The following is a 23,091-nucleotide window of genomic DNA, read 5'->3' as shown; positions in this document are numbered from 1 at the left end:
AGTTCTACTAGTTTCAAATTATTCTTTGATGTTTTAAATTAGCTATTTTTTTAAATAGCTAATTGTTAATTGAGTTCATAATTTATATCTATATTCAAAATTTATGATATACATTCAATCCTGTTATAACTTACCTAATATCTCTTTAAAACCTCTTGAATTTATGTCATTTGCAGTTAGTTTTTTATAATTTTGCGTAAATCCTGCTTATGTTGTTTAATCATTGAATTTTTCTATATTTCAATCGCAAAAATATGTTCAGTTTATTTTAGAATATGCAAACTAAAGTTTCTCGCGATCGCTCCTTAATGAACGATCCTTCTCCTTCGGATTTTAATAAATTTTGGCAGAGCGTCAGAGCGATCGCTGGCCCTTACTGGTATCCAACCAAGTCAGGGGAAAGAGCATTTTCAGACGTGATTCGGATATGGGGGATGCTCATTCTCCTGATTTTATTAATAATCGCACTAGTGGGTGTAACGGCTTTTAATAGCTTTGTTACTCGCTATATAACCGATGTAATTGAAGAGAAAGATTATCCTAACTTTATTAAGACGATAGTAGTTTTCAGCGCTGCTCTGATCTGCATAACACTCTTAAGTGGATTTTCTAAACTTGTTAGAAAAAAAATTGCTCTTGATTGGTACAAATGGTTAAATAATCATACATTATCAAAATATTTTAGCAATCGTGCCTATTATAGAATCAACTTTAGATCCGATGTTGATAATCCAGATCAACGAATATCTCAAGAAATAGAACCCATTACCAGTAATGCTCTCTCGTTTTCAGCTATTTTCCTAGAAAAAGTGCTGGAAATGACGACTTTTTTAGTAATCATTTGGTCAATTTCCCAATTTATTGCAACTGTTCTGGTTGTTTATACGATCGTAGGCAATTTGATTGCTGTTTATTTGGGTCAACAATTGAATAAAATTAATCAAGAGGAATTAGAACTGAAAGCAGAATACAATTATTGTCTGACTCATGTTCGTAATCATGCCGAATCAATAGCTTTTTTCCAGGGAGAAAATCAAGAATCTAATATAATTCAACGAAGATTTATTAATCTCCTAAAAAATATCGAACGCAAGATTAATTGGGAGAACAATCAAGAACTATTTGACGGAGCATATAAATCTGCTATCCAAATATTCCCATATTTGGTACTCGCACCTATATATATGAGCGGTCAAGCTGATTTTGGAGAAGTTGTTCAAGCTAGTATAGCTTGTAATTCGTTTGCCAATGCTATGGCAACATTAATTAGAGAATTTGGGAATTCCGGACGATTTTCTAGTTATGTTGAGCGTTTATCTGAATTTTCAGATGCCTTAGAAGCTGTTACCAAACAACCAGAGAACGTTAGTACGATTAAAACAATAGAAGAAAACCATCTTGCTTTTGAGCATGTCACCTTACAAACGCCAAACTATGAGCAGGTGATTGTTGAAGACTTGTCAGTGTCTATTCAACCAGGTGAAGGTTTATTAATTATTGGCCCTAGTGGTCGAGGTAAAAGTTCTCTATTGAGAGCGATCGCTGGTTTGTGGAATGCGGGAACTGGTCGCCTGGTGCGACCTCCCCTAGAAGAAGTTTTATTTTTACCCCAACGTCCTTACATAATCTTAGGAACTTTGCGCGAACAGTTAATATATCCTAATACAAATCGTCAAATGACCGACCCAGAACTCAAAGACATTTTACAACAAGTAAATCTGCAAAACTTGTTAAATCGAGTTGAAGGCTTTGATACAGAAGTTCCTTGGGAGAATATATTATCGCTGGGAGAACAACAACGTCTGGCTTTTGCACGATTATTAGTTACTAACCCTAGCTTCACGATATTAGATGAAGCAACTAGCGCTTTGGATTTGAATAATGAAGGCAATTTATATCAACAGTTGCAAGAAACAAAAACAACTTTTATCAGTGTTGGACACCGAGAAAGTCTATTTAATTATCATCAATGGGTTTTGGAACTTTCACAAGATTCCAGTTGGCAACTTTTGACTGTGCAAGATTATCGGCTGCAAAAAGCAAAAGAAATTGTCACTAATAGTTCCGTAAATCCTGAAACTACAATAGATATTTTACCCGATAATCAATCCCAAAGCCAACCAGAAATATCGATAGAGATAGACACAATTGTAGGACTTTCTCATAAAGAAATGCAGACATTAACAAACTCTCCCATTAACACTATCAGAAGTAAAGCTAGCCTTGGTAAATCCATTACTACCAAAGATGGTTTTACCTATCGCTATGACAAAAACCCCAAGGTGTTGAAATGGGTAATAACTTAATAACTATTAATGTTTGTGAAAATTAAGGTCATGTTAACTAAACAGCAAAGACAACTAATTACTTATAAAAGTATTTCAATCTACGAGCGAACTTATCAATTACCAATTCTCAAAAATCACGGTATAGAAACGGTTCAAAAAACAATTAGAGAACGTCAAAGATTAATTAAAGAAGGTGTTAGATATCATCATAAACTTGGAGGAATAATTAAGCGAAAAGAAAAAATTAGTCAGGGAGAGATTTTTGATGAAATTCAATTATTTATTAAAGACTACAATCAGATTATTGTCTTTCTAAACAGTTATAAAGATAGTTATCACAATTTTTTGTTAAACTTAATTAATGATTTGAAGGAATTATTCAAACAGAAATATTTGACAATAAAAAATTTAGAAGATGAAAGAAGCAAGATAGAGCTAAAGAATTATAAAAATCCCCAAATACTTAAGGAACTAAGATGGGAGAAAGAAGAAAACTTTAAAGCAGTTTTATTATTAAGTAATGCTTATTTTTTGATGTTAGAAAAAATTAGCTTGCTTAGTGAAGGAATTAAAAAACTTGCAGAAGATTTAAAAAAACAAAAAGAAATTGTTCAGCAAATAGTTGAAGATTTAGATACCTATCAAGAGCTTTATGAGTATCAAAGTAAAGCCTATAAAATTCGTCAAGAAATAGCAAAAATTGCCCAGACAGCAATCAATTTTGAGAATTCTTTACAAGATTACTTTAGTCCTTTTCAATCTTTAATCGATGAATTCGTAAAAATAGATGAATATTTTTACGCAACTGTCGGAGATATTAAAAATTTAGGGGATAATATTTTAAAGTATCAGTCAAATTTATTTAACCTTGAAGAAGCCAAGATAATTTCTGAAACTTTTCTCGATTTTATGGTGACAAGTTATGATAAAAAAACTAGATTAAAAGATGCTTTTATTCAATCTAAATTATTAGATTGGCAAATCTATAATTTAGATTCGAGCGAAAATTTTGTCTTTTTAGACAAGGGTATTGATTTAATATCTAACTATATATCTAAGCAACTTACCGATAAAAGAAAAATGTTAGGCATAGCAGAAGTAGATTTTGTCTCTACAGTGTCTCTATCTACTGTTGAAGAAACAGAATTGATGGAACTGACTGATAACAATCTTACATTGACAAAAGAATTTTTCAGCAATAAAGATATTGATTATACCCAATTGCGATATCTCCTATCGCAGCATAAGTGGAAAGAAGCTGACATTGAAACAGCTAAATTAATGCTAAAAGCCATGAAGAAGAATTATTGGAATGAAGTTTATAAGGAAGATATTGATAACTTTTGTTGTCAAGACATCCATACCATTGATGAACTTTGGGAACAATATAGTTATGGTTATTTCGGTTTCAGTGTTCAGCAAACTATCTGGAGTGAAATGGGTGGTCAAGTAGATTATGAAACAGAAAAGAGACTAGGCGATCGCCTTGGTTGGCGAAAAGAGGGAAACTGGTTAGACTATGAGCAACTAACTTTTAAATTGTCCCCGATGACACCGATGGGACACTTACCAGCCAAATGGTTACACTACGATCAACATAGCTCTGACTTATCTCTATCATCTACAGAACACCTTTCAATGGGAGCCTGGCGGGTAAAATCTTGGTTAGTTTGGCAGATGCACTTATTCTTTTCTCGTACAAAAATTTGTAGTTCTCTAAAGATAATTTGAGAGGATGTTTAGTAATTCTAAGAGGATGTCTGAAAACTTTTTGGTGTTGTATTTGAGACTTGTAGATCCCCCTAAATCCCCCTTAAAAAGGGGGACTTTGATTCCGGTTCCCCCCTTTTTAAGCTACGGTGTATACACAAGTCCTAAAATCATTGCCTGGTAAGATACAAGCCTTGGTAGGCAAGGTTTTGAGTTAAGCGAACTGATTATCAATAGTGTCAGCTTATTGATAGAGTCCTAACGGAAAATCAAAGATTTTAAAAAAAATTTTCTGTTGTTTTTTGTTGATTTGATTGCCAACTCGACTTGTGTATACACGGTAGCCTTTTTAAGGGGGGCTAGGGGGGATCAAGCGAAATATTTAATACTTCTCAGACATCCTCTAAAATTACAGCAGTTTGCATCTAAATGAAGTACATCTTTTACCCCCCTTAATCCCTCCGCTGTATTGGGGGGAAATTCCCAATCTAGTTCCCTCCTCTTTCCAAGGGGAGGTTAGGGAGGGGTATTTTTGTACTTCATTAACTTGCAATCTGCTGTAATTCAAAAGCAGCAACAACTTCTAGTTGTGCTGTCATTGTTGATTTTATTCACTTGGTTTATTAAAAACTTCTAAAATCTGTCGGCAAATCTGCTTGAGCTTTTCCTCGATTTCACCAGAAGGCGAAGATGCGCCGACAACACTCCAGTTTTCTACCGTAGAAAGTCGCCACGCCTCACCACGATGATCGAATCCCGCCACCTCCACGCCGATCGCACGCCGGGAATTATTGATGGGATCTTGATAAAATCGGATTTGAATTAAAATACTGCGACTTCGCCAAGATTTGCTAATACCAGGAAAGTGAAAGCCAATATCTATAGAATCTGGATCGACTAACTCCCTAGTTTCCGGGTCATTTTTCCAGGGTTTGAGATCGGATTTGGCATCAGGAAACTCAAATTTGAACAAATTAACTACCGTGGCAATGTTGCTGGCGAGTTCAAGGTTCGTTGCCTGTTCAGCTGCGTTCACTAAAAAACACTCCTATATTGCGTCGCCATCTTCAAGGATGTGAAGACATAAAAACCGCCAGAAGGCTTATATTATTGGTGTTTCAGCTTATCAAGACCTTTGAGATTTAGCAACTCTAAATCATATTTTCCTAACAATCCTCGTTACTAACAGAAGCCAAAAATCGCTTCTTGTTGGGACTGCCTAACACCTATTAAGTAATTGTACTTAAAAATTACTCCAAAGCAGATGAAACTCTGTTCTTTGAAGAAAATATCAAGATTTTCTGCAAAATCCTTGGCTGACAAGAACGATTAACTCCGCTAGCGATCTAAAATGACACTGTTAATCGGTAAACCAAAAGCAATTAAGTTCAATATATGGTGCGTCAACGCTCGATTTTTTCATTTTTCCTAGTATTATTGGCCACATTCCTGATTAGTTGTGGTGGCCCTGGTGTTGCGGTAGCACCTCCGACTTACACAGCAGTACAACTTGAAAAAATTCAGGCTTATGTTCCTGAAATTCAGGCTGTGCGCGATCGCTCACAAGAGTTAACAACCCTGATTAAAAGAGGTGATTGGATCAATGTGCGTAACTTTATACATGGGCCCATGACAGAAGCAAGGCTGAACCTGACTTATGTCACTTCCAACCTTCTACCCAATGACCAACCCAAAGCACGTCAAATAACACGAGATTTGTTTAATGACTTGGTTAAGCTTGATAAAGCTACTAGTGCAGGCAATCCTCTAGTTGCCTTGAATCAATCCCAAGATGCTTTTGCAGAGATTGACAAATTCTTCGACTTGCTTCCTAATACCAGCAGTGAAGCAGAGGCAAGTTAAGCCCAAGGTAAGATGAGCAAAGGGGGATGAGGAGGATGAGGGAGAGAAAAAATTTCTCCCCCTATTCCCTCATCTCCCACATCTCTCGATTTTTGCCTCAAAACAGCAATGAGTCATGTAGTTATTATCGGTTGTGGTGTAGTTGGGGCTGCGATCGCTTACGAACTGAGTTTAGTAAAAGGGCTGAAAATCACAGTTTGCGATCGCCAACCACCAGCACAAGCTTCCACGGGCGCTGCACTTGGCGTTTTGATGGGCGCAATCAGCCAAAAAATCAAGGGCAAGGCTTGGCAGATGCGGCAAACTAGCATCCAACGCTATGAAACCTTGATTCCTGAACTCGAAGCTTTAACAGGTCGCAAAATTCCTTTTAATCGTCAGGGAATTCTGATGCTTTTATCTGATTCCTCCCTAGAGGGGATGTCAGCATGGGAAAAGTTAGTAGAAATTCGCCACTCTCAAGGCTGGAATTTAGAAATTTGGGACACGGCTAAACTCCAGAATATCTGTCCTCAAATTAATAACGAAAAAATTACTGGCGCTGTCTATTCTTTGCAAGACCGCCAGATCGATCCAACTGCCCTGACATTGGCTTTAGTTGAAGCTGCCCAGCAAAATGGTGTAACTTTCAAATTTGGTGTGACTGTTTTGGATGCCCCAACCTCAACACCTGAATTTTGCCATCAACTAGAGACTACAGAAGGAAAAATAACCGCTGATTGGTTTGTAATTGCAGCAGGGTTAGGTTCAACCCCACTAACAGCAAAATTAAATCAGATAATTGATATCCGCCCCGTACTTGGGCAAGCCTTGCAAATGCGTGTAGGGCATCCATTAGGAAATCCCGATTTCCAGCCAGCGATAACGGGTAATGATGTCCATATTGTTCCTGTGGGCGGTGGAGATTATTGGATAGGCGCAACAGTGGAATTTCCCAGCAATGGCGATGAGATACAACCAAATCAAGAACTGCTGAAATCTGTTAGAAAACAAGCGATCGCATTTTGTCCAGAGTTAGCCACAGCAAATATTCTCCGCACTTGGTCGGGGTTACGTCCCCGCCCTGAAGGACGCCCAGCCCCAGTTATTGGTAAGTTGCCAGGGTTTAATAACATCCTCCTAGCTACCGGACACTATCGCAACGGCGTTTTATTAGCACCCGCTACAGCTTATGCGATTCGTGAGATGATTATTTCTCAGGGAATGGGGACTGGGGAGTAGGGGAGAAATCAATTCAAAATTCAAAATTCAAAATTCAAAATTCAAACATTTTAGAACTTCTGCCTCCTGCCTCCTCTTTTCCAATGACAAATGACAAATGACAAATGACAAATGACAAATGACAAATGACAAATGACAAATGCCCAATATAGGAAAATAGCGTGTCAATAAAAGAACATAAAATCAATGTAGATTCACTGAAATGGTTTTATCGGGAATCTTTACCAATCGGCAGAAGTGACTTAGCGCCTGTGTTATTGCTACACGGCTTAGTTTCACAAAGTTACAGTTGGCGTCATATTATACCTGCTTTGGCGAATCAGGGGACAAGAGCGATCGCTCCAGATTGGATTGGTTACGGCAATTCTTTCAAACCAGAAAAACGGGATTTTGCTTACACTCCCGATGCTTTTATCACAGCTTTAGAAGGATTTATTAAAGCTTTAAAACTTGAACATTTTTCTTTAGTTGTCCAAGGTTTTTTAGGTTCTGTAGGACTACAATATGCTTTGCGTCATCCAGAACAAATTGCCAATATAGCTATTTTAAATACACCAATTTCAACTGCTGCTAAATTACCCTGGAAAATTAAACAAATGGGTTTACCTTTAGCAGGTGAAGTCATGACCCAAGACCCCTTATTAGTCGATCGAACGCTAGAAGGCGGAAGCCGTTATCGCATAGGAGACAAGGATTTAGATGTTTATCGAAAACCATTTTTAACTGCTTCTTCGTCTGGTCGAAGTCTCTTAGCAAGTATTCGCAATTTACAGCTTGATTCAGCCATGACCGAAATCCAAACTGGCTTTAAAGAATGGCAACAACCAATTCTGATTCAATGGGGTATGATTGACCCTTGGCTACCTATAGACATTGCCGAAAACTTTGCCAATTCCGTACCAAATACCGAATTAATAAAACTTAATAACGTCGGACATTATCCTCAAGAACACTACCACGAGACGATTTTGCAAGACCTTTTACCCTTTGTGCGTCGTAAAGATGCTCATTGACAATATATAGCAATTCTATTTGATTTGTGAGAATTTTGGTGTTGACTGTCCTAAGTCAATTGGTCATTTGTCCTTGGTTTTGTCTTACGAATGATTTAGGATTGCTATAGCTTTGGCAAAAATGGATATTATAAAAATGAATGTCAGAATTCAGGAGTCAGAATTAATTAGTAGAGGATGCAAAATCATCATTTTAGCCCACTAAATAGAAGATTGAGTGGCAGAATTCAAATGTTATTTCTTGTTAAAACTCCATCTTTGAATAGGTAAAATATTCTGAATTCAGAATTCTGGCTCCTGACTACTTTGTTATTACCATTACAAGTAAAGGAAATTATGATTCATGGCTTATTCATGGTTTAAAGCCTTTCATATTGTCGGATTTGTAGTTTGGTTTGCTGGTTTATTCTACTTAGTACGTCTTTTTATCTATCACGTTGAAGCGAACGTTGAACCTGAACCAGCACGAACGATACTGAAAAATCAGTATCAAATTATGGAAAAGCGCCTTTACTCTATCATCACTAACCCAGGAATGTTTGTGACGATCGCAATGGCCATCGGTTTATTAACCACTGAACCGGACGTTTTAAAAGAGGGTTGGTTGCATATCAAACTGCTGTTTGTGGCGCTTTTAATTGGCTATCATCATTACTGCGCTCGGCTGATGAAGAAATTAGCAGTAGATGAATGTCGCTGGAATAGTCAGCAATTACGTGCTTTAAATGAAGCGCCTACAGTTATGTTAGTAGCGATCGTTTTGTTGGCTGTGTTTAAGAATAATCTACCTACAGATATGGCTGCTTGGGCTATTTTCGCCATGATTATTTTGATGGCAGTCACTATTCAACTTTACGCCAAAAAACGCAGGCAGGATAAAGAGAAATTGACGGCACAGATAGGGCAACCACAAGAACAAAGTTAGACAAAGTAAGGTAGCCCAGCTGTGCTACCTTACTTTATCTCGCATCACAACAATACAGCAGATTGTAAATTAATGAAGTACAAAAATACCCCACCCTAACCCTCCCCTTATCCCTACGGTGTACACACAAGTCGAAAAAAGCTTGATTTTCCATTGTTTTCTCGTTGATCTCGTTCCCATGCTCTGCATGGAAATGCCTGATTTAGAGGCTCTGCCTCCAGTGAGATATTGAGTCAGAGACTCAATGAATGCATTCCCAGTCGGAGACTGGGAACGAGAAATCTTGTTCCCTCACGCCACTTGCTTCAAGCTGGGAAACCCGTCCAACGCAGTGGCTCCCCTTTATAAGGGGAGGGTTAGGGTGGGGTAAAACCTTGGGTTTTTCAGCTATTTTAGACTTGTTGTGTACACTGTAGGGCGTGATTCAAGGATTTTTGCAAGAAACTTCATGAGCTGCGCTCACAAGGAACAATGAAAATGTCTTTTCCTCCTGCCTCCTGCCTTCTGCCTCCTGCCTTATTTTCAAGGCAGGTCTAATGAATGCTACTAATTAATCATTACCTCATCCTGTAAACGTTTACAGTAAATCATCTCCAGGAATGACGGTAGTGTAAAAAGTATATTTGCGATTAGCGACATAACGTCGGTCTTGTTTAATAATTGCCATAAACTCTCTATGTCCCTCACGGCTACGTCCCACTAAACAACCTGCACTAGCAAGGCGAATATCATTTCGGGGGAAATCAAAGCCGTAGTGTTGATTCACATAAAAATTATCACCTGTATCAAGTTTGTCGCCAGTCCGTTTAAAATCTTGGTTGAAATCTCTACAAACTGTTATATCTCCAACTTGCACTAATGCTTCATGAGGCTCGGCTGTACCGTGAGTACCCACAGCCCAAGCTTTGTATTGTCCAAACTGAATCCTAGCTGCTCCTTTGGGATTCATCGGATTGTAAGTGTAGTACTTCCCTGGTTCTGTAGTAGCTTCCCAGTGATCTACGATTTTGGGAACACCATTTACTACTTCAATTACAATCCGGCGATCGTTAAATTGATTGGGTGTATCACTGTTGAGAGTCCAGTCTCCATTGATACCCTCTACATAAACAATGTTGTATTCTTTGGGATTGGTAAATACTTGATAACCTTTGGCTAGCATATATTTCACAATCTTACTAGCGATGTCATTGCCTAGTTTTAAGGGGGGTTGAGGAAGATCGTCTATTTTGGTTTCGATTAGTTTCTTGGCTGTGACTGCTCCTAAAAAACCACTCTCTTCAGTCTTTATTAATTCTTGAAATTTTTTGAGAGATATGACAGAGACAGGGCCAAATTTACCATCAGCTGGAGGTTCCAGCAAACCTAAGCCGATTAACAATATCTGAATCTGACGAGCCAAGTCTGCATCTTCTGCGATCGCATCAAATGACCATTTCTCATCTTTTCCCAAGAAATCTTGTAGTTTCATTATGCACCTGCTTTCATTTACTGAGTTCTAAGTATAAACATCAATTTTAAAATTGATGTTGTTTGAAACTATACTCTTGACTAAAAGATGATGTCACAATTTTTACTATTAATTTATGATTAAGCACACAAAAATTCACAGATATTACACTGAAGAAAAAACTATTTATTGGCGACATATATTAAATTTTTTTCGGGAATATGGTTCGAGTTCAGAGGTTGAGCAATGTCTCCGACAAGCTAGATTTACGCCCTTTTAACTAGACAATTTCACGTTCAATGTAGCTATCCCTCTCGCTCATTAATCAAAATCATTACCGTTTACGGATAAATCACACGACTTTTAACGAAGAATGTAAAACCTGTCCCTCTTCGCCTCGGAGAAGGACAGACTTTAATAAAAGTTCAAGACAGGAAGAGGTTTGATAACTAATTACTTGATTTGTGGATGAGCATTTTGTCCATCACAACAAACTAAGGTTAGGTGTAGCTGTAGTTTTAGTCTGGTAAGCATTTTTGACACCAACCCAGTTACTAGCAATTGGCATTCGCCAACCGGTTCCAAAGGCGCGATCGGTAATTTTTAAACCGGGGGGTGCTTGTCGCCGTTTAAATTCAGCCCGCGCCACCATTTGAATTACTCGGTTTACAATTACCGGATCGTGACCGGCTGCAACAATTTGTGCTGCTGATTGGTGGTTGTGAATCAGGCGTTGCAAAATATCGTCCAAAATTTCGTAAGGCGGTAGAGAGTCTCGATCGACTTGGCCTGGTTTGAGTTCGGCGCTGGGTGCTTTTGTCAAGACGTTTTCCGGGATGATTTCATTATTGCGATTTAACCAATGGCAAAGTGCATACACGCGGGTTTTAGGAACATCTGCAATTACCGCTAACCCGCCATTCATATCGCCGTAGAGAGTACAGTAACCCACAGCCATTTCTGACTTGTTACCAGTAGATAAAAGCAGATAGCCAAATTTATTCGCGATCGCCATTAATAAATTACCGCGAATCCGAGATTGGATATTTTCTTCAGCTAGTCCAAACTCCGTACCCGCAAACAAATCATCTAAAGTGCGATCGAAGCCTTGCATTAACTCGCCAATTGGTAAAAGATGAGTTTTAATTCCCAAATTTTCGGCTAATGCTTCAGCATCACTGATGGAATGCTCGGAACTGTAAGGGGAAGGCATGAGAACACCGAGGACATTTTCTTTACCAAGTGCAGCCGTGGCGATCGCAGCTACTATTGCCGAGTCAATCCCGCCACTTAACCCCAACACTACTTTAGAAAAGCGGCACTTACGAGCGTAATCTCGCACTCCCAAAACCAAAGCTTGCCAAATTTCTTCATCTTCCGATTCATACATCGGTTCTACAGAACCCAACTGTAAATCACGCAGCGTTTCGTCAAATTCTACTACTACTAAATCAGTGTCAAAACCACGAGCGCGACACATAATTTCACCTTGACGATTTAAGGCAAAACTATGTCCATCAAAAATTAAATCGTCATTTCCGCCAACCTGATTAGCGTAAATCATTGGTTGTTGAAAACGTATTGCACTATGCCTAAGCATGGTTTCACGAAACTGTTGCTTACCAGCCGTGTAGGGAGAAGCAGACAAATTTACAATCAAATCTACACCCAAAATTGCTAAGTCAGCAATCGGATTTACTGCATAACTACGTTTGCCCCAGAATTCCTCATCGTTCCATAAATCTTCGCAAATAGTTACGCCAATATGGATATTATCGAGAGTGAAATAATTAGCTTGCAAGCCTTCTTCAAAATAACGGCGTTCATCAAAGACATCGTAAGTAGGCAAAAGTCGCTTGTGAAAAACTTGCTTGACTGTGCCATTTTCTAACAAAGCCATGCTGTTAAATAAACTTTTACCGCCACTAATATCTGCTTTGATATTCGATTCAACAGTTCCTACCAATACAGCTAAATTTGGTGGTAAATCCTCAGCCAAGTTTTGTAAAGTGATGCCCATCGCTTCCACAAAACTAGGATTTAGTAATAAATCTCTTGGTGGATAGCCACACAGAGAAAGTTCTGGGGTCAACAACAAACGCGCACCGCTAGATGCGGCTCGTTGTGCCGCCTCCAGGATTTTTTGGGCATTTAAAAGCAAATCACCAATAGTCGGATTAATTTGAGCGATCGCAATTTTCATATTATTTGTCATTGGTCATTGGTCATTTGTCATTTGTCAGGAGTCATAAGTTACTCTGGACTTCAGACTTTTAACTCTTGACTTGGGGTAGAGATTGGTTAAATAAACACTAAAGGTTTATCTTTTAAGGGAGCAAAAGCTTCGGCATCAAACTTATACAAACTAGCTGGACGACCAGCACCTCGTGATACCTTAATTCCGGTATCGCATAAAAAACCTAACTTGAGTAGACGCGCTCGAAAATTAGAATAATCGGAAAAATTGTCACCTAAAACTGTGGCGTATAACTGATATAAATCATTCAAAGTGAACATTTCTGGCAAGACTTCAAAAGCCACCGGACTATACTCTAATTTATTTCGCAATCGCCTGTGCCCATAAGCCAGAATTTCGTTATGGTCAAAAGCTAATTGCGGCACTTGTTTTACCGGATACCAAGCGATGCCAGTCATGCGATCGGCAATCAATTCGGCTTCTTCAAATCGCACTAGGGCAAAGTAACTAACTGATAAATAACGCACACCATAACTATCAGTTGCTTCCCGTGGATCGCGATTTGGCCCGCCAAATGTATACAGTTGTTCTAAATAGAGATTATTGACCTTAATTTTCTCCGCCATAATGCGATAAGCGGCATCTTCTAAAGACTCTCCTGGACGTACCAAAGTACCGGGAAGACTCCAATGATTTAAAAATGGTTCTTGCTGCCGCATTACTAGTAGAACTAACAGCCGATTTTGTACAGTATCTACAGAAAAAATTACATTATCAACACCAACCTTGAAATCGGCCAAAGGTTGTTGGTTTAACGGAGTTGGTATCTTTTTTGGTGAACGTCCTGGCATTCGTACAAATGCTCTCGATTAATATAGGCAACTACAGGGGCTGTGAGGGCTTGGGGATCTCTATGTTCGCGGTAGGCTGTTGAGGAAACATCTAGACCAGTCAGACTAGCGATCGCAATTTTCCCTCCCAGCTTTTGCACTACCTCTGAACTAGATTCATCTATTGCATATCCCGGTCGCGGTACAATCAGTAGTTGTACTTCCTGTAACAAATCTTCAATGCGATACCAACGTGGTAGCTGAGTCAGTAAATCTGAACCAACGATCAACGTTAATTCAGCCTCTTCACCCCAAGTAAGCTTGGCTTTTTCCACTGTTTCCAGCGTTCTGAAACTACTCAATTTTTGTTCCAAAGCAATATTGTGCCGTGGCGCGTCTATATTTGCAATCAACAGTTGCAGCATTGCCGCCCGATGTTCTAAGGGTGTTTGATGAGACTTAAATGGATTATCTGCTGCCCAAACCGCTACCCAATCATAACGCTCAGACAACCAACTTAGAATTTCTTGATGTCCAGCAGTTGGTGGATCGGCACTAGTTCCAAACAAAGCGACTCTCATAATAATTCGTAATTCGTAATTCGTAATTCGTAATTAAGACAGACTGAAAAAGTACTTCTATCTCTGTGTACTCAGCGCCTCTGCGGTAGCCTACGGCAAGCCGCTGGTGCATCTACGTTTCTTAGTTTCTTCAGTCAACACCCGTAACCCCTCAGAAATCTCCACTTCTACAGCCACAGGACGATCCAAACGCCGTGTTTGTTGTGGCAAACTACCAACTGAGGCGGCGGTACGCTGACGAATTGTTGCCAACGACTCCAAAGGCTGTATCCGTTCACCTTCTTGCACTACCAACTGCAATAAAGCTTCTTCTTCTAAAGCAATTTCATCTAAAAGTCCTAACCTGTCTGCTTTTACCTTACCTCCCGTAAACGAGCGAAAAATCTGCTTGCGCCCTGGATAAGTAACTTTACTACTCGATTGCTTCATGACTGGGATGCCATCAATGTCTACAAGTTTATAAACTCCATTGACAGGCGAACCTGTAACTAGTCGCGTTCCCAGTCCGTAACCATCAATTTGCGCTCCAGCAGCTTTTAATCTGGCAATTTCCCACTCGTCTATGTCGCCACTGGCAAAAATTGGCACACCGGGAAGGAGCGATCGCACCTGTTTTGATAAGGTAACTAAATCTCCTGAGTCTAATCTCACTCCTGTTAATTGCATTTCCCCGGAATTTACTTTTTCGGCCAAGCGCTGGGCAGCAGCAATGGTATCGTAAGTATCAATTAGTAATGGCGCACCCGGAAAATAGCGATGAAATGCACTAAAAGCTTGTTCTTCAGTGCCTTCTATTGCTGACAATGCCATCACTAAGGCGTGTGCCATCGTACCACTTGGCTGTTGTCCCAGTTGTAGCGCTGCTAACACATTGGAAGTGGAATCTAACCCACCCGCCAACGCCGCCCGTGCTGCCCACAAAGACCCTTGGGGACTAAATGCTCGTCTGGTGCCAAATTCTAAAAGTGTTGCTGACTCCCCCGCTACATCCCGCAACCGGGCTGCTTTTGTGGCAATCAAAGTCTGGTAATTAATTGTATTCAGCAGGTAAGTTTCTACTAGTTGCGCTTGCCAAAGGGGTGCTTCCACCCGCAAGAGTGGTTGATTGGCAAACACGGCTGTCCCTTCTGGTACTGCCCAAACATCACCCGTAAACTTTCCCTCAGCTAAAAGTGACCAAAAGCGATCGCCTGCGTGAGCAAAAATTCCCGTTGCCTGTAATGCTGCAATTTGCGCCAAACTAAAGCGGATTTTGGCTAAATATTCCAATGCCTGCGTCAGCCCCATCGCAATTAAATAACCAAAACCCTCTGGCAACCGTCTGACAGACAACTCAAAGCTTGCCCGTCGTTGTTCTATACCTTCGCCTGTGTAACAAGCTGCCATCGTCAACTGGTAAAGGTCAGTCAGCAAGCTGTAGTCATCGGCAGAAAGGTTCAGTTCCGGGTTCTGCTGGCTTTGCTGTTTATATACATAGTCCAAATCTGGCAAAGTTGTCATGCAAGAGCTTCCTTACAAGATGCTTCTTTTTATTATGGTAATATTTACCATAAATAATGTCAACTCCCTGCAAGTATATTGTCTGAAATTGCCGTATAACAGTAGATTTCTGGCTAGCTTAATACTAATTTCATCAAATAATTAATATTTTTTAATAGTAATGGCTAGCAATAATGTTAATTAAATCGGGCGGCTAATCAAGGGAAATAATATCCTGTCAGAGAAAGTTTGTTTTGCTTCGCTCTTTTTCCAAATGGGTTGAAAGAAACAACTATGTTACAATTAGAATCGAAGAGAAAAATTTGACTTTTTGACAAGCTAAAGTATTGCAAAGTTATCTGAATAAACATTGCATATATTCTCAATATATTGAGAATATGAGCAAGGCTTGAGTATTAGGATTAGAGTATAAGCATTACCATTAAAGCGACTCAAAAAGAAGGAGTCCAATATTATGGATATTTCCAAAATCATTGCGAACATAACCCAGTATATTTCTGAAGCTGCAATGCGGATTTTTGGCCCTACGGATGATGCTTATCCTGCTGTTGGCGTACAACCTTTTACAGGTGAGCCTTACGACGAAGATAGAGATGATAATTGGTAGATGCCGATCCGGTATGTGAAAAATATTTATCAACAAAAAGATCCCCGACTTCTTCAATAAGTCGGAGGTCTGATTTTCTCGGTGGAGAACCAATCAAATAGGATTGCTATAGTTGCGTTGCGCTTGACATAAACTACTTAATAGCAAATTGTCCAGCCGAAAATATTTGTTGTGCCGTTAGTTGCAAGTTGGGAAAGATTAAAGAGATAAGTCGATCGTTGTTTTGAAATAATTGTTTTTGATACTCATCCTCTCTTAGGTTGCAAATTGTTACCGTTGGCTGTTTGGGTTTACCAATATATTCTCTGCCACCAATACCTAAATAATCAACAATCCAATATTCAGGAATTCCTAACAGGGCGTAGTCTTCGGCTTTACGGGCATAATCGTTCTGCCAGTTTGTGCTGACAACTTCAGCAATCAGTTTTATTGAGTTTCCTGATGTAATTACAGGTTGTTGTTGCCATAATGGTTCATTAATTAATTGAGTTTGGTCTAACACAATCACATCGGGACGAAAAGCGGTTTCTGTTCCTAAGAGTTTGATTAGACAGCGATGGGGAATAAAGTAGCTTAGATCCTGACGATCGATTTCTACATTCAGCTTTCGCCCAATCAATGCAGATACTTGCTCGTGTGGCCCGGTTGGTTCCATCTCGATTAATTCACCATCAATTAGTTCATAGCGATCGCACTCACTGTAAAGGCTAATAAATTCATCAACGGTTAGAACTTTTGAGACTGATTGAACCATTGTGATTATTCCTCATGATTTGGTGCTTGCTAGTTCCCAAGTAATTCTTTCACCCAACATATTAAAGTAGTTCAAGTAGCTCCTTTCGTATACGTTCTCCCTCATATCTACTATATGTTAGTTGCTTCCGTTCTTTTATGATTGTAACCTGTCCCAGATTGGAGTCAGGTAGCTCTACTAAATCGTTATTAAGCAGTAGTTGTACATGTTTAGGTGGCACATCACTTAGATGCAAATCATCATAAATTCTTTGATAATTATTTGGCATACTCTTCAATTTTTGAGAAATACTTACGTCAAATCTTTTGAGAAATAAACTCTCAGTTTGGAGAATAGAGTTTCTCCAAGATTCCAAAACTCTACTTGGTAAATCGTCTGAGCTATCTCCATGACAACATACTAAAGAATGCCACGGCTGCATATATTTTAGTAAATCTGTAAGATGTTTTGGTTCTTTTTTTTTGCTCCGTAAATGTTGAATTATGAAAGCAGAAATAATGGAACAACCATAGCTATTTTCTTTTTCTATAGGGTTGTATTTTAGATACTCTTTACTAGATTTTGAGTCATTCCAGTTAGAGTAAAAGCAATATAAAGGGATAGGTGAATTCTTTTCTTTTGAAGCATTTTCTATAAGAAGATCGCATTGATATACCTTATTTTTACTTTTAGTTTTTTTGTAGTAATACAGATGATTGAAAGAATTGTTTTTAAAATCTACAACTTTAGCTTGCACTCGAAAACCTATCCATTTATTGCTAGCACCAGTAAACCACCACTCCCAATCTGCACCGTTTGATCCTTCTTTATGTTTAGTAAATTTATGATTATAAATTTCCAGTTTTTTCTCAGATTTTAGTTTAAGAATATTTATATCTGTTAAAGTTTCTTCTCCAATCTGATGATCTAAATCACGTCCTTTGGCAAGCATATCCCATGTTTCTTTTGAGCAGTTTCTGAAAGTATCACATAAGGTTGGGAGCATATTTAAAATTCAAAAAGTAATAGACAGTTTTAGTATTCCCTAAACAAGCCTAAACTTAATCATTTATATTTGGAGATTCATTGTAGGGTGTTTGCTATGGTGGGCAAAAAAATGACATTGAAAAAAGCAAGTAAGTTTAAGGCGTGAGGTTTTTCTCACACCCTTTTATTTAAACTTTTCGATCGCCGATTGCTAAGAGTTCCAGAATCGCTCCATTTGTCCAGCCGAAACCAACTTCGTTAGAACTATATCCAAAACAGATTTCTTCAGAAACATTGGCAGAACAGCGTTCAACATCATATTTCTCAACTAGGGTATTGTGACGCTCGAATTCTTTAACTACCATAGCTAAAAATTTGTTGGCAATGCGATCGCCTTCTGTATGATACCCATAGCGGTGAAGTCCAAGGACTGCAACTAATGTCAATGGTGCCCAGCCAAGGGGAGCATCCCACTGATTGCCGGTGACACGAGTACTGGTAAAAATTCCGCCTGGGGCTTCAAACAAAGAGAGATTTTCTACGACGCGTTTGGCTTGAGTTGGAGAAGCAATTCCCAGCCAGAGAGGATAGAACGTGGTAGCAAATTCGTAGCGGCGGCGTTTTCCATTCTGGAAATGATAGTCGAAATATAATCCTTGTTCTTCATCCCAGAGAAATTGATCGATCCGGTCGCGGCGGATATCTGCGCGATTGCTCCATTTTTGTTCCAATTGTTCGTTCCCCAGAATATGCTTAATTTGCGCCATGTCTTGTTCCACCTGATACAAGAAACTATTGAGGCACACAGGAGCGTAGTGGAGAATATCAGCACTAAAAGGGCCAAATCGGTTGGTGATATCAAAACCAGACTCGCGCATGGTGCGATCGCTTTTGTAAAATAGATTGGTCAGTTTGTCATTTTCGCGATCGTAGTAAAGATTGACATCGTAATCTTCAACCTCAAAGGTTTGGTAATATTCCTTGACGCGATCGTAGTGGCTTTTTCCCTCTTCATCTCGCTCGGAAAACAAAACTTCTGGCGCTGGGCCTTCCCCAAAGGCATAAAATCTGGATAAGCCGGTTGCAGCATTCAGGTGGGGCGGTACTACCCAGTAATAATAAAATTGCTCTAACAGAGGTACGGTTGCTTTTAACCACTCTTCATCTTGGGTGTGCTGGAATAACGCCAAGACCATCATACTCAGGACAGGGGGCTGCGATCGCGACAGCATATAAGTCCGGTTGGCGTTGAGAATAATGCCGTAATGTTGTACTTGGTACAACAATTGATCGACTTGACTTTGTGCTAGCTCCAATTCTCCATCGTGCAAAAGTCCTAGCAATATAAAGTAGCTGTCCCAGCCATACATTTCGTTGAAGCGACCACCTGGTACGACATAAGGCCCTGGTAGGTATAGTAACCCATGCTGTTTAATCGCTTCTGCTTCTGCTGGCAAAGTGCGAATTTCTAGCTGTTGCATATCTTTTGGAGATAGCGATCGCTCCAATACAGTCTGAATGTTGGGACAATCTTCTGAAGGGGAAATGTAGACAATCCAGGGAGTTTCTCTTTTATGGTCTAGTTTGGTATCCTTGGCAGATTGTAATAAGTGTTCGTGCGATCGCGTTAAAGTTTTCCACATTTTTTTGATGTGGAGGCGCACAGCGTCTATCTGTGCTGTGGTAAGTGTTGGGGTCATAATTACAGAATTGTTTTTTTAACGCAAAGGAGAGGCAGCGCGGTCTTGGGGGTTTCCCCCATGAGCGACTGCCGTCGCCAAGGGAGGCGCAGAGGAACGCTGAGGTTTTACAGGTGGGAGTGATTTGAGTACTCGATTACGTATCCATGCCAAGGGAAGCGCAGAGGAACGCTGAGGTTTTACAGGGTTCTCTCTGCGTGGGACAAGATTTTTGTTTTTACTCGGCAGTGCTAATTAACAGGGCAACTGGGAAATGGGTAAGGGCTGTTGCGATTGATAGGGTTTCTGTAGTTTGTAAGGGTTGCTGAGTTAAGACGTTTTTCCAAGTGGGGGAAGTTCCAGGGGGTAGTTGCAGGTGCGTATCTTGCCAAACTGACTCGCCCAAAGGATTGTCTTTTGGCTGGATGAGGCTGGTTAAAAAGCGGGGCGCGATCGCGATCGCTGTTTGATTCCCCTCCCGCCGTGCAAAGGCGATAATATGATTGGCGTAGGTTCCCTGAACTTCTAACGGTAAATAATCGCCGTCCTGGAATAATGAGACATAGTTTGTTCTGGCTTGGAGTAATTGAGCCGTTAAAAACAGTTTGATTCTGCCGTCTGTTTTGTCGTTTAGTAACTCCTGAATTAGTCCCAAAATGTCTGTTTTTGCCTGTTCGCGGATGGCGCTTAAGTAAGTACGTCGCTGTTCAAAATCCACAGGACGGCGATTATCTGGATCGACTAAACTCAGTTCCCAAAGTTCCGTTCCCTGGTATAAATCGGGTACGCCGGGTACGGTAATCTTCAGTAAAGTTTGGGAAAGGGAATTGAATATCCCATACTCTGCAATTCGCTGTTGAAATGGACGAAACGCTTCTAGAAATTCCCCGGATATAGCAGGATCGAGTACTTTCCCAATGAAGGAGGTACAAGCTTCTTCATACTCACTATCAGGTCGTAACCAGGCTGTATGCACCTTCGCTTCTCGTATTGCTTTTATTATATAGTCTTTCACCCGTTCCACGAAGGATGCATGTTCGTGTTCGGCAAAGGGAAACGCCCCTACTAGGGTTTGATAGAGAAAATACTCGTCGTTGCGATCGGGCATCGCAAACCCGTGGCGATGGCTACGATGTCCTCGATTCATGGCACTCCAGGTATTTACCTGCTGATCCCATTCATCGGGGATTTCTGAGAGGACATTCAACCTTGCCCGCACATCTTCGCCGCGCTTGGTGTCGTGGGTGGCTGTGGTGTTCATTGTGTGAGGCCAGGTTGCTTGGTGCTGTTTGTTAAAGGCATGGAATTTGGCTAATTCGATGCCAAAGTGGCCGGGATTTCCGCCGACTTCATTCAGCGACAGCAACCGATTGTAAACATATAATGTGGTATCTTCTACGCCTTTGGCCATTAGCGGGCCGCTGTATTGCTGCATTCGCAAGACAAAATATATCCACTGTTCGCGTTCTGTTTGAGTCAGAGAATTATCAAACTCTAGCAGCATTAACTTTTCAATAAAGGTCAGTTCATTCTGCAACAGTGGCACTTGTTCTTTGGTTTGGCTAATTACTTCTTGAATGGTAGCGCGATCGCTTTCTCCAATTCCATCGGGCGTAATGTAGGTGCGGTAAATTGGGAACAGTGTCAAAACTTCGGCGATCGCTCTTTTTAATCCATTCAGTGTAAAATCATTGCCATAGCGATATTTGCTGGAAACGTTCTTTAACAAAAGAGCCAGATTGTCAATATCACCTGCTAAATTCTTTTCTAAAATCAGGTGCTTTTTATCTTTTACTACCGATGCATAATCTGCTCTGGAACTGATAAAGTTTTGGTAAATTTTATCGAAGGATGATTCATTTTCCGTTTGACAAAATACGCCATTTACATAATTTAAAAAGTCATATCCAGACGTACCTTCTATTTCCCAGTTTTCCGGCAACTCTTCGGTGAGTTCTAAAATCTTCTCGACGGTGATATAAACATCTCCCATCTTTTCTTGCAGTCTTTCGAGATACTGGATTGGGTTATAAAGTCCATCAATATGGTCAATCCGTAAACCAGTAAATTTGCCTTCTTCAACTAGTTTCTGAATTAAGCTGTGGGTATTATTAAAAACCCGCACTTCTTCAACCTTAACGGAAATCAGTTCATTGACAGTAAAGAAACGACGGTAATTCATTTCTTCCGCCCCAACTTTCCAGAAGGCGAGGCGGTAAAACTGGTCGTTCAGTAATTCATCTAGGAGGTTAAAGCTTTCTGAATTACCGGGTTCTCCGTTGAATGTTTGGAGATTTTCGTCAATAAACTCGCGGATGGTATCATTTGTGGTGTAGAGTTCCCAAAGCAATCCTTTAATAAATGCGATTTGGTCTTGTCGCTGTTTTCCGGCAACTTCTGAGGGCACACTTTTGAGAATGTAGAGAATCCCCAATAGTTTAATAAAATCGGGATGATTGCGTCCCAGTGTGCGCGTGAGTTTACCTAAATTATGGCTGATAAATTTTGTATAAGATTCTAGCCGCAGTGGCAGTTTTAAGCTGTAATAGTTGACGGTTAAACCGTTTTGTTCGTATTGCAGTTGAATGTGTCCGTTTTCTAGGGATGTACCATAGAAATCTCCCAGCAGAGGAGCGAGAATTCGCTCTTGGCGATCGCCAAAGGGAGCATTCCAAGAAAGATCGAAGTAATCGGTATAGCTGGAATCTGGGCCGTGTTCCAATACGTCCATCAAGTAATCGTTTTCGCTGCTATAGGCCATGTGGTTGGGCACAATATCTTGTAACCAGCCCATACCAAGGGATTGAACTTCAGCAACTAATGCATCAAAGGACTCATTAGTTCCCAGTTCTGGGTTAAGTTGAGTCGCATCTACTATATCGTAGCCGTGCGTACTCCCGGATCGTGCTTTGAAAATGGGGGAAGCATATAAATCGGAAACACCTAAATCTGCTAGATAAGCTGCGATCGCTTTGGCGTTGTCAAAGCCAAACTGAGGTGTAAACTGAATTCGATAAGTGGCGGTGGGAATTCGCATATTTTTTTAGTAGGAGTGGGGAGTAAGGGGGATGTAGCTTTAGCTTCCCGCAGGGTGGAAGATGAGGTTTTGAGGTTAAACGTTGAACCTTTTAGAGGATATTTGAAAAGTCCTCTTCTCGGTAGCAAAAAGGTGTTACCCCCCTTAATCCCCCCTTGTAAAGGGGGGAAACAAGAAATCTAATCTAGTTCCCTCCCCTTTACAAGGGGAGGGTTAGGGTGGGGTAAATTTTAAAGGGGGTTAGGGTGGGGTAAATTTTAAGGGGGGTTAGGGGAGATCGATAAGTGCCTAAGATCGCAGCCAACCATTATTCAAACAACCTTTTAGCTCGAACATTAAGCCTTAATACTCAAACATTAAGCCTTTATGCTCAAACATTAAGCCTTAATGCTCGAACCTTAAGCCTTATTGCTCAAACATTAAGCCTTAATACTCAAACATTAAGCCTTTATGCTCAAACATTAAGCCTT

17 protein-coding genes and 1 pseudogene are annotated in these 23,091 nt (G+C 40.1%); 8 read left to right on the top strand and 10 right to left on the bottom strand.

The genetic code is table 11. The features are described from left to right. Positions 1-275 precede the first annotated feature (275 nt). Positions 276-2,306 carry an ABC transporter ATP-binding protein/permease gene (locus RMY64_RS07015; RefSeq protein WP_322699669.1) on the top strand — a complete coding sequence of 677 codons (2,031 nt, stop codon included), beginning with the start codon at positions 276-278 and terminating at the stop codon, positions 2,304-2,306. A 30-nt stretch (positions 2,307-2,336) separates the two neighbouring features. Next, complete coding sequence (locus tag RMY64_RS07010) at positions 2,337-4,019, top strand: GUN4 domain-containing protein (protein ID WP_322699668.1); 1,683 nt, start codon at positions 2,337-2,339, stop codon at positions 4,017-4,019. Positions 4,020-4,605: 586 nt separating this feature from the next. Here the strand turns inward: RMY64_RS07010 and RMY64_RS07005 are convergent. After that, entirely contained in the window at positions 4,606-5,034 is a 429-nt protein-coding gene (locus RMY64_RS07005; protein WP_322673944.1) for a hypothetical protein, read from the bottom strand. 359 nt (positions 5,035-5,393) lie between these two features. Between RMY64_RS07005 and psbQ the strand changes: the two genes are divergently transcribed. The 4 genes from psbQ to hemJ all read left to right on the top strand — a co-directional run bounded on the left by psbQ (position 5,394) and on the right by hemJ (position 9,020). Beyond that, entirely contained in the window at positions 5,394-5,861 is a 468-nt protein-coding gene (gene psbQ / locus RMY64_RS07000; RefSeq protein ID WP_322673945.1) for a photosystem II protein PsbQ, read from the top strand. A gap of 108 nt (positions 5,862-5,969) precedes the next feature. Beyond that, complete coding sequence (locus RMY64_RS06995) at positions 5,970-7,082, top strand: FAD-dependent oxidoreductase (protein ID WP_322699667.1); 1,113 nt, start codon at positions 5,970-5,972, stop codon at positions 7,080-7,082. Positions 7,083-7,243: 161 nt separating this feature from the next. Further along, positions 7,244-8,095, top strand: a complete 852-nt coding sequence (locus RMY64_RS06990; protein WP_322699666.1) for an alpha/beta fold hydrolase — start codon at positions 7,244-7,246, stop codon at positions 8,093-8,095. 343 nt (positions 8,096-8,438) lie between these two features. Beyond that, positions 8,439-9,020 carry a protoporphyrinogen oxidase HemJ gene (gene hemJ / locus RMY64_RS06985; protein WP_322688618.1) on the top strand — a complete coding sequence of 194 codons (582 nt, stop codon included), beginning with the start codon at positions 8,439-8,441 and terminating at the stop codon, positions 9,018-9,020. Between the two features lie 577 nt (positions 9,021-9,597). Here the strand turns inward: hemJ and RMY64_RS06980 are convergent. From RMY64_RS06980 to RMY64_RS06960, 5 genes are all read right to left on the bottom strand, one after another. Next, positions 9,598-10,491 (bottom strand): peptidoglycan-binding protein, encoded by an 894-nt coding sequence (locus tag RMY64_RS06980; RefSeq protein WP_322673949.1) that lies wholly within the window; start codon positions 10,489-10,491, stop codon positions 9,598-9,600. 463 nt (positions 10,492-10,954) lie between these two features. After that, positions 10,955-12,673: an NAD+ synthase gene (locus tag RMY64_RS06975; protein ID WP_322699706.1), complete on the bottom strand. Its 1,719-nt coding sequence runs from the start codon at positions 12,671-12,673 to the stop codon at positions 10,955-10,957. 98 nt (positions 12,674-12,771) lie between these two features. Beyond that, positions 12,772-13,518, bottom strand: coding sequence for an NUDIX hydrolase (locus tag RMY64_RS06970; RefSeq protein WP_163929288.1), 747 nt, complete (start codon positions 13,516-13,518; stop codon positions 12,772-12,774). Continuing rightward, positions 13,479-14,078 carry a nicotinate-nucleotide adenylyltransferase gene (locus tag RMY64_RS06965; protein ID WP_322699665.1) on the bottom strand — a complete coding sequence of 200 codons (600 nt, stop codon included), beginning with the start codon at positions 14,076-14,078 and terminating at the stop codon, positions 13,479-13,481. Before RMY64_RS06965 ends, RMY64_RS06970 begins: the two co-directional genes overlap by 40 nt. A gap of 90 nt (positions 14,079-14,168) precedes the next feature. Continuing rightward, a complete protein-coding gene (locus RMY64_RS06960) occupies positions 14,169-15,578 on the bottom strand; it encodes a nicotinate phosphoribosyltransferase (RefSeq protein WP_322699664.1) in 1,410 nt (469 codons plus the stop codon). A 454-nt stretch (positions 15,579-16,032) separates the two neighbouring features. Here RMY64_RS06960 and RMY64_RS06955 point away from each other — a divergent pair, with 454 nt between their 5' ends. Then, positions 16,033-16,185, top strand: a complete 153-nt coding sequence (locus RMY64_RS06955) for a hypothetical protein (RefSeq protein WP_194041182.1) — start codon at positions 16,033-16,035, stop codon at positions 16,183-16,185. A gap of 133 nt (positions 16,186-16,318) precedes the next feature. Here RMY64_RS06955 and RMY64_RS06950 read toward each other — a convergent pair whose 3' ends face one another. The 4 genes from RMY64_RS06950 to treY all read right to left on the bottom strand — a co-directional run bounded on the left by RMY64_RS06950 (position 16,319) and on the right by treY (position 22,621). Then, on the bottom strand, positions 16,319-16,939 hold the full coding sequence (locus RMY64_RS06950; protein ID WP_322699663.1) for a Uma2 family endonuclease: 621 nt from the start codon (positions 16,937-16,939) through the stop codon (positions 16,319-16,321). Between the two features lie 61 nt (positions 16,940-17,000). Further along, positions 17,001-17,924 (bottom strand): DUF6615 family protein, encoded by a 924-nt coding sequence (locus RMY64_RS06945; protein ID WP_322673954.1) that lies wholly within the window; start codon positions 17,922-17,924, stop codon positions 17,001-17,003. Positions 17,925-18,093: 169 nt separating this feature from the next. Next, a complete protein-coding gene (locus RMY64_RS06940; protein ID WP_322699662.1) occupies positions 18,094-19,605 on the bottom strand; it encodes a trehalase family glycosidase in 1,512 nt (503 codons plus the stop codon). A gap of 217 nt (positions 19,606-19,822) precedes the next feature. Then, on the bottom strand, positions 19,823-22,621 hold the full coding sequence (gene treY, locus RMY64_RS06935) for a malto-oligosyltrehalose synthase (protein WP_322699661.1): 2,799 nt from the start codon (positions 22,619-22,621) through the stop codon (positions 19,823-19,825). A gap of 284 nt (positions 22,622-22,905) precedes the next feature. On the opposite strand from treY, the pseudogene RMY64_RS06930 reads away from it, so the two are divergent. Next, a pseudogene (locus RMY64_RS06930) lies at positions 22,906-23,091 on the top strand (hypothetical protein); the annotation flags it as partial.

The sequence above is a fragment of the Nostoc sp. DedQUE08 genome (genome assembly GCF_034530895.1).
Lineage (GTDB): Bacteria > Cyanobacteriota > Cyanobacteriia > Cyanobacteriales > Nostocaceae > Nostoc.
This window is presented reverse-complemented; position numbering and strand designations above follow the sequence as displayed.

Excerpts from the sequence above, each read along its gene's own strand:
- RMY64_RS07015 (WP_322699669.1), top strand. The coding sequence starts at position 276 with ATGCAAACTAAAGTTTCTCGCGATCGCTCCTTAATGAACGATCCTTCT.
- RMY64_RS07010 (WP_322699668.1), top strand. The coding sequence starts at position 2,337 with ATGTTAACTAAACAGCAAAGACAACTAATTACTTATAAAAGTATTTCA.
- psbQ (WP_322673945.1), top strand. The coding sequence starts at position 5,394 with ATGGTGCGTCAACGCTCGATTTTTTCATTTTTCCTAGTATTATTGGCC.
- RMY64_RS06995 (WP_322699667.1), top strand. The coding sequence starts at position 5,970 with ATGAGTCATGTAGTTATTATCGGTTGTGGTGTAGTTGGGGCTGCGATC.
- hemJ (WP_322688618.1), top strand. The coding sequence starts at position 8,439 with ATGGCTTATTCATGGTTTAAAGCCTTTCATATTGTCGGATTTGTAGTT.
- RMY64_RS06980 (WP_322673949.1), bottom strand. The coding sequence starts at position 10,491 with ATGAAACTACAAGATTTCTTGGGAAAAGATGAGAAATGGTCATTTGAT.
- RMY64_RS06975 (WP_322699706.1), bottom strand. The coding sequence starts at position 12,673 with ATGAAAATTGCGATCGCTCAAATTAATCCGACTATTGGTGATTTGCTT.
- RMY64_RS06970 (WP_163929288.1), bottom strand. The coding sequence starts at position 13,518 with ATGCCAGGACGTTCACCAAAAAAGATACCAACTCCGTTAAACCAACAA.
- RMY64_RS06965 (WP_322699665.1), bottom strand. The coding sequence starts at position 14,078 with ATGAGAGTCGCTTTGTTTGGAACTAGTGCCGATCCACCAACTGCTGGA.
- RMY64_RS06960 (WP_322699664.1), bottom strand. The coding sequence starts at position 15,578 with ATGACAACTTTGCCAGATTTGGACTATGTATATAAACAGCAAAGCCAG.
- RMY64_RS06955 (WP_194041182.1), top strand. The coding sequence starts at position 16,033 with ATGGATATTTCCAAAATCATTGCGAACATAACCCAGTATATTTCTGAA.
- RMY64_RS06950 (WP_322699663.1), bottom strand. The coding sequence starts at position 16,939 with ATGGTTCAATCAGTCTCAAAAGTTCTAACCGTTGATGAATTTATTAGC.
- RMY64_RS06945 (WP_322673954.1), bottom strand. The coding sequence starts at position 17,924 with ATGCTCCCAACCTTATGTGATACTTTCAGAAACTGCTCAAAAGAAACA.
- RMY64_RS06940 (WP_322699662.1), bottom strand. The coding sequence starts at position 19,605 with ATGACCCCAACACTTACCACAGCACAGATAGACGCTGTGCGCCTCCAC.
- treY (WP_322699661.1), bottom strand. The coding sequence starts at position 22,621 with ATGCGAATTCCCACCGCCACTTATCGAATTCAGTTTACACCTCAGTTT.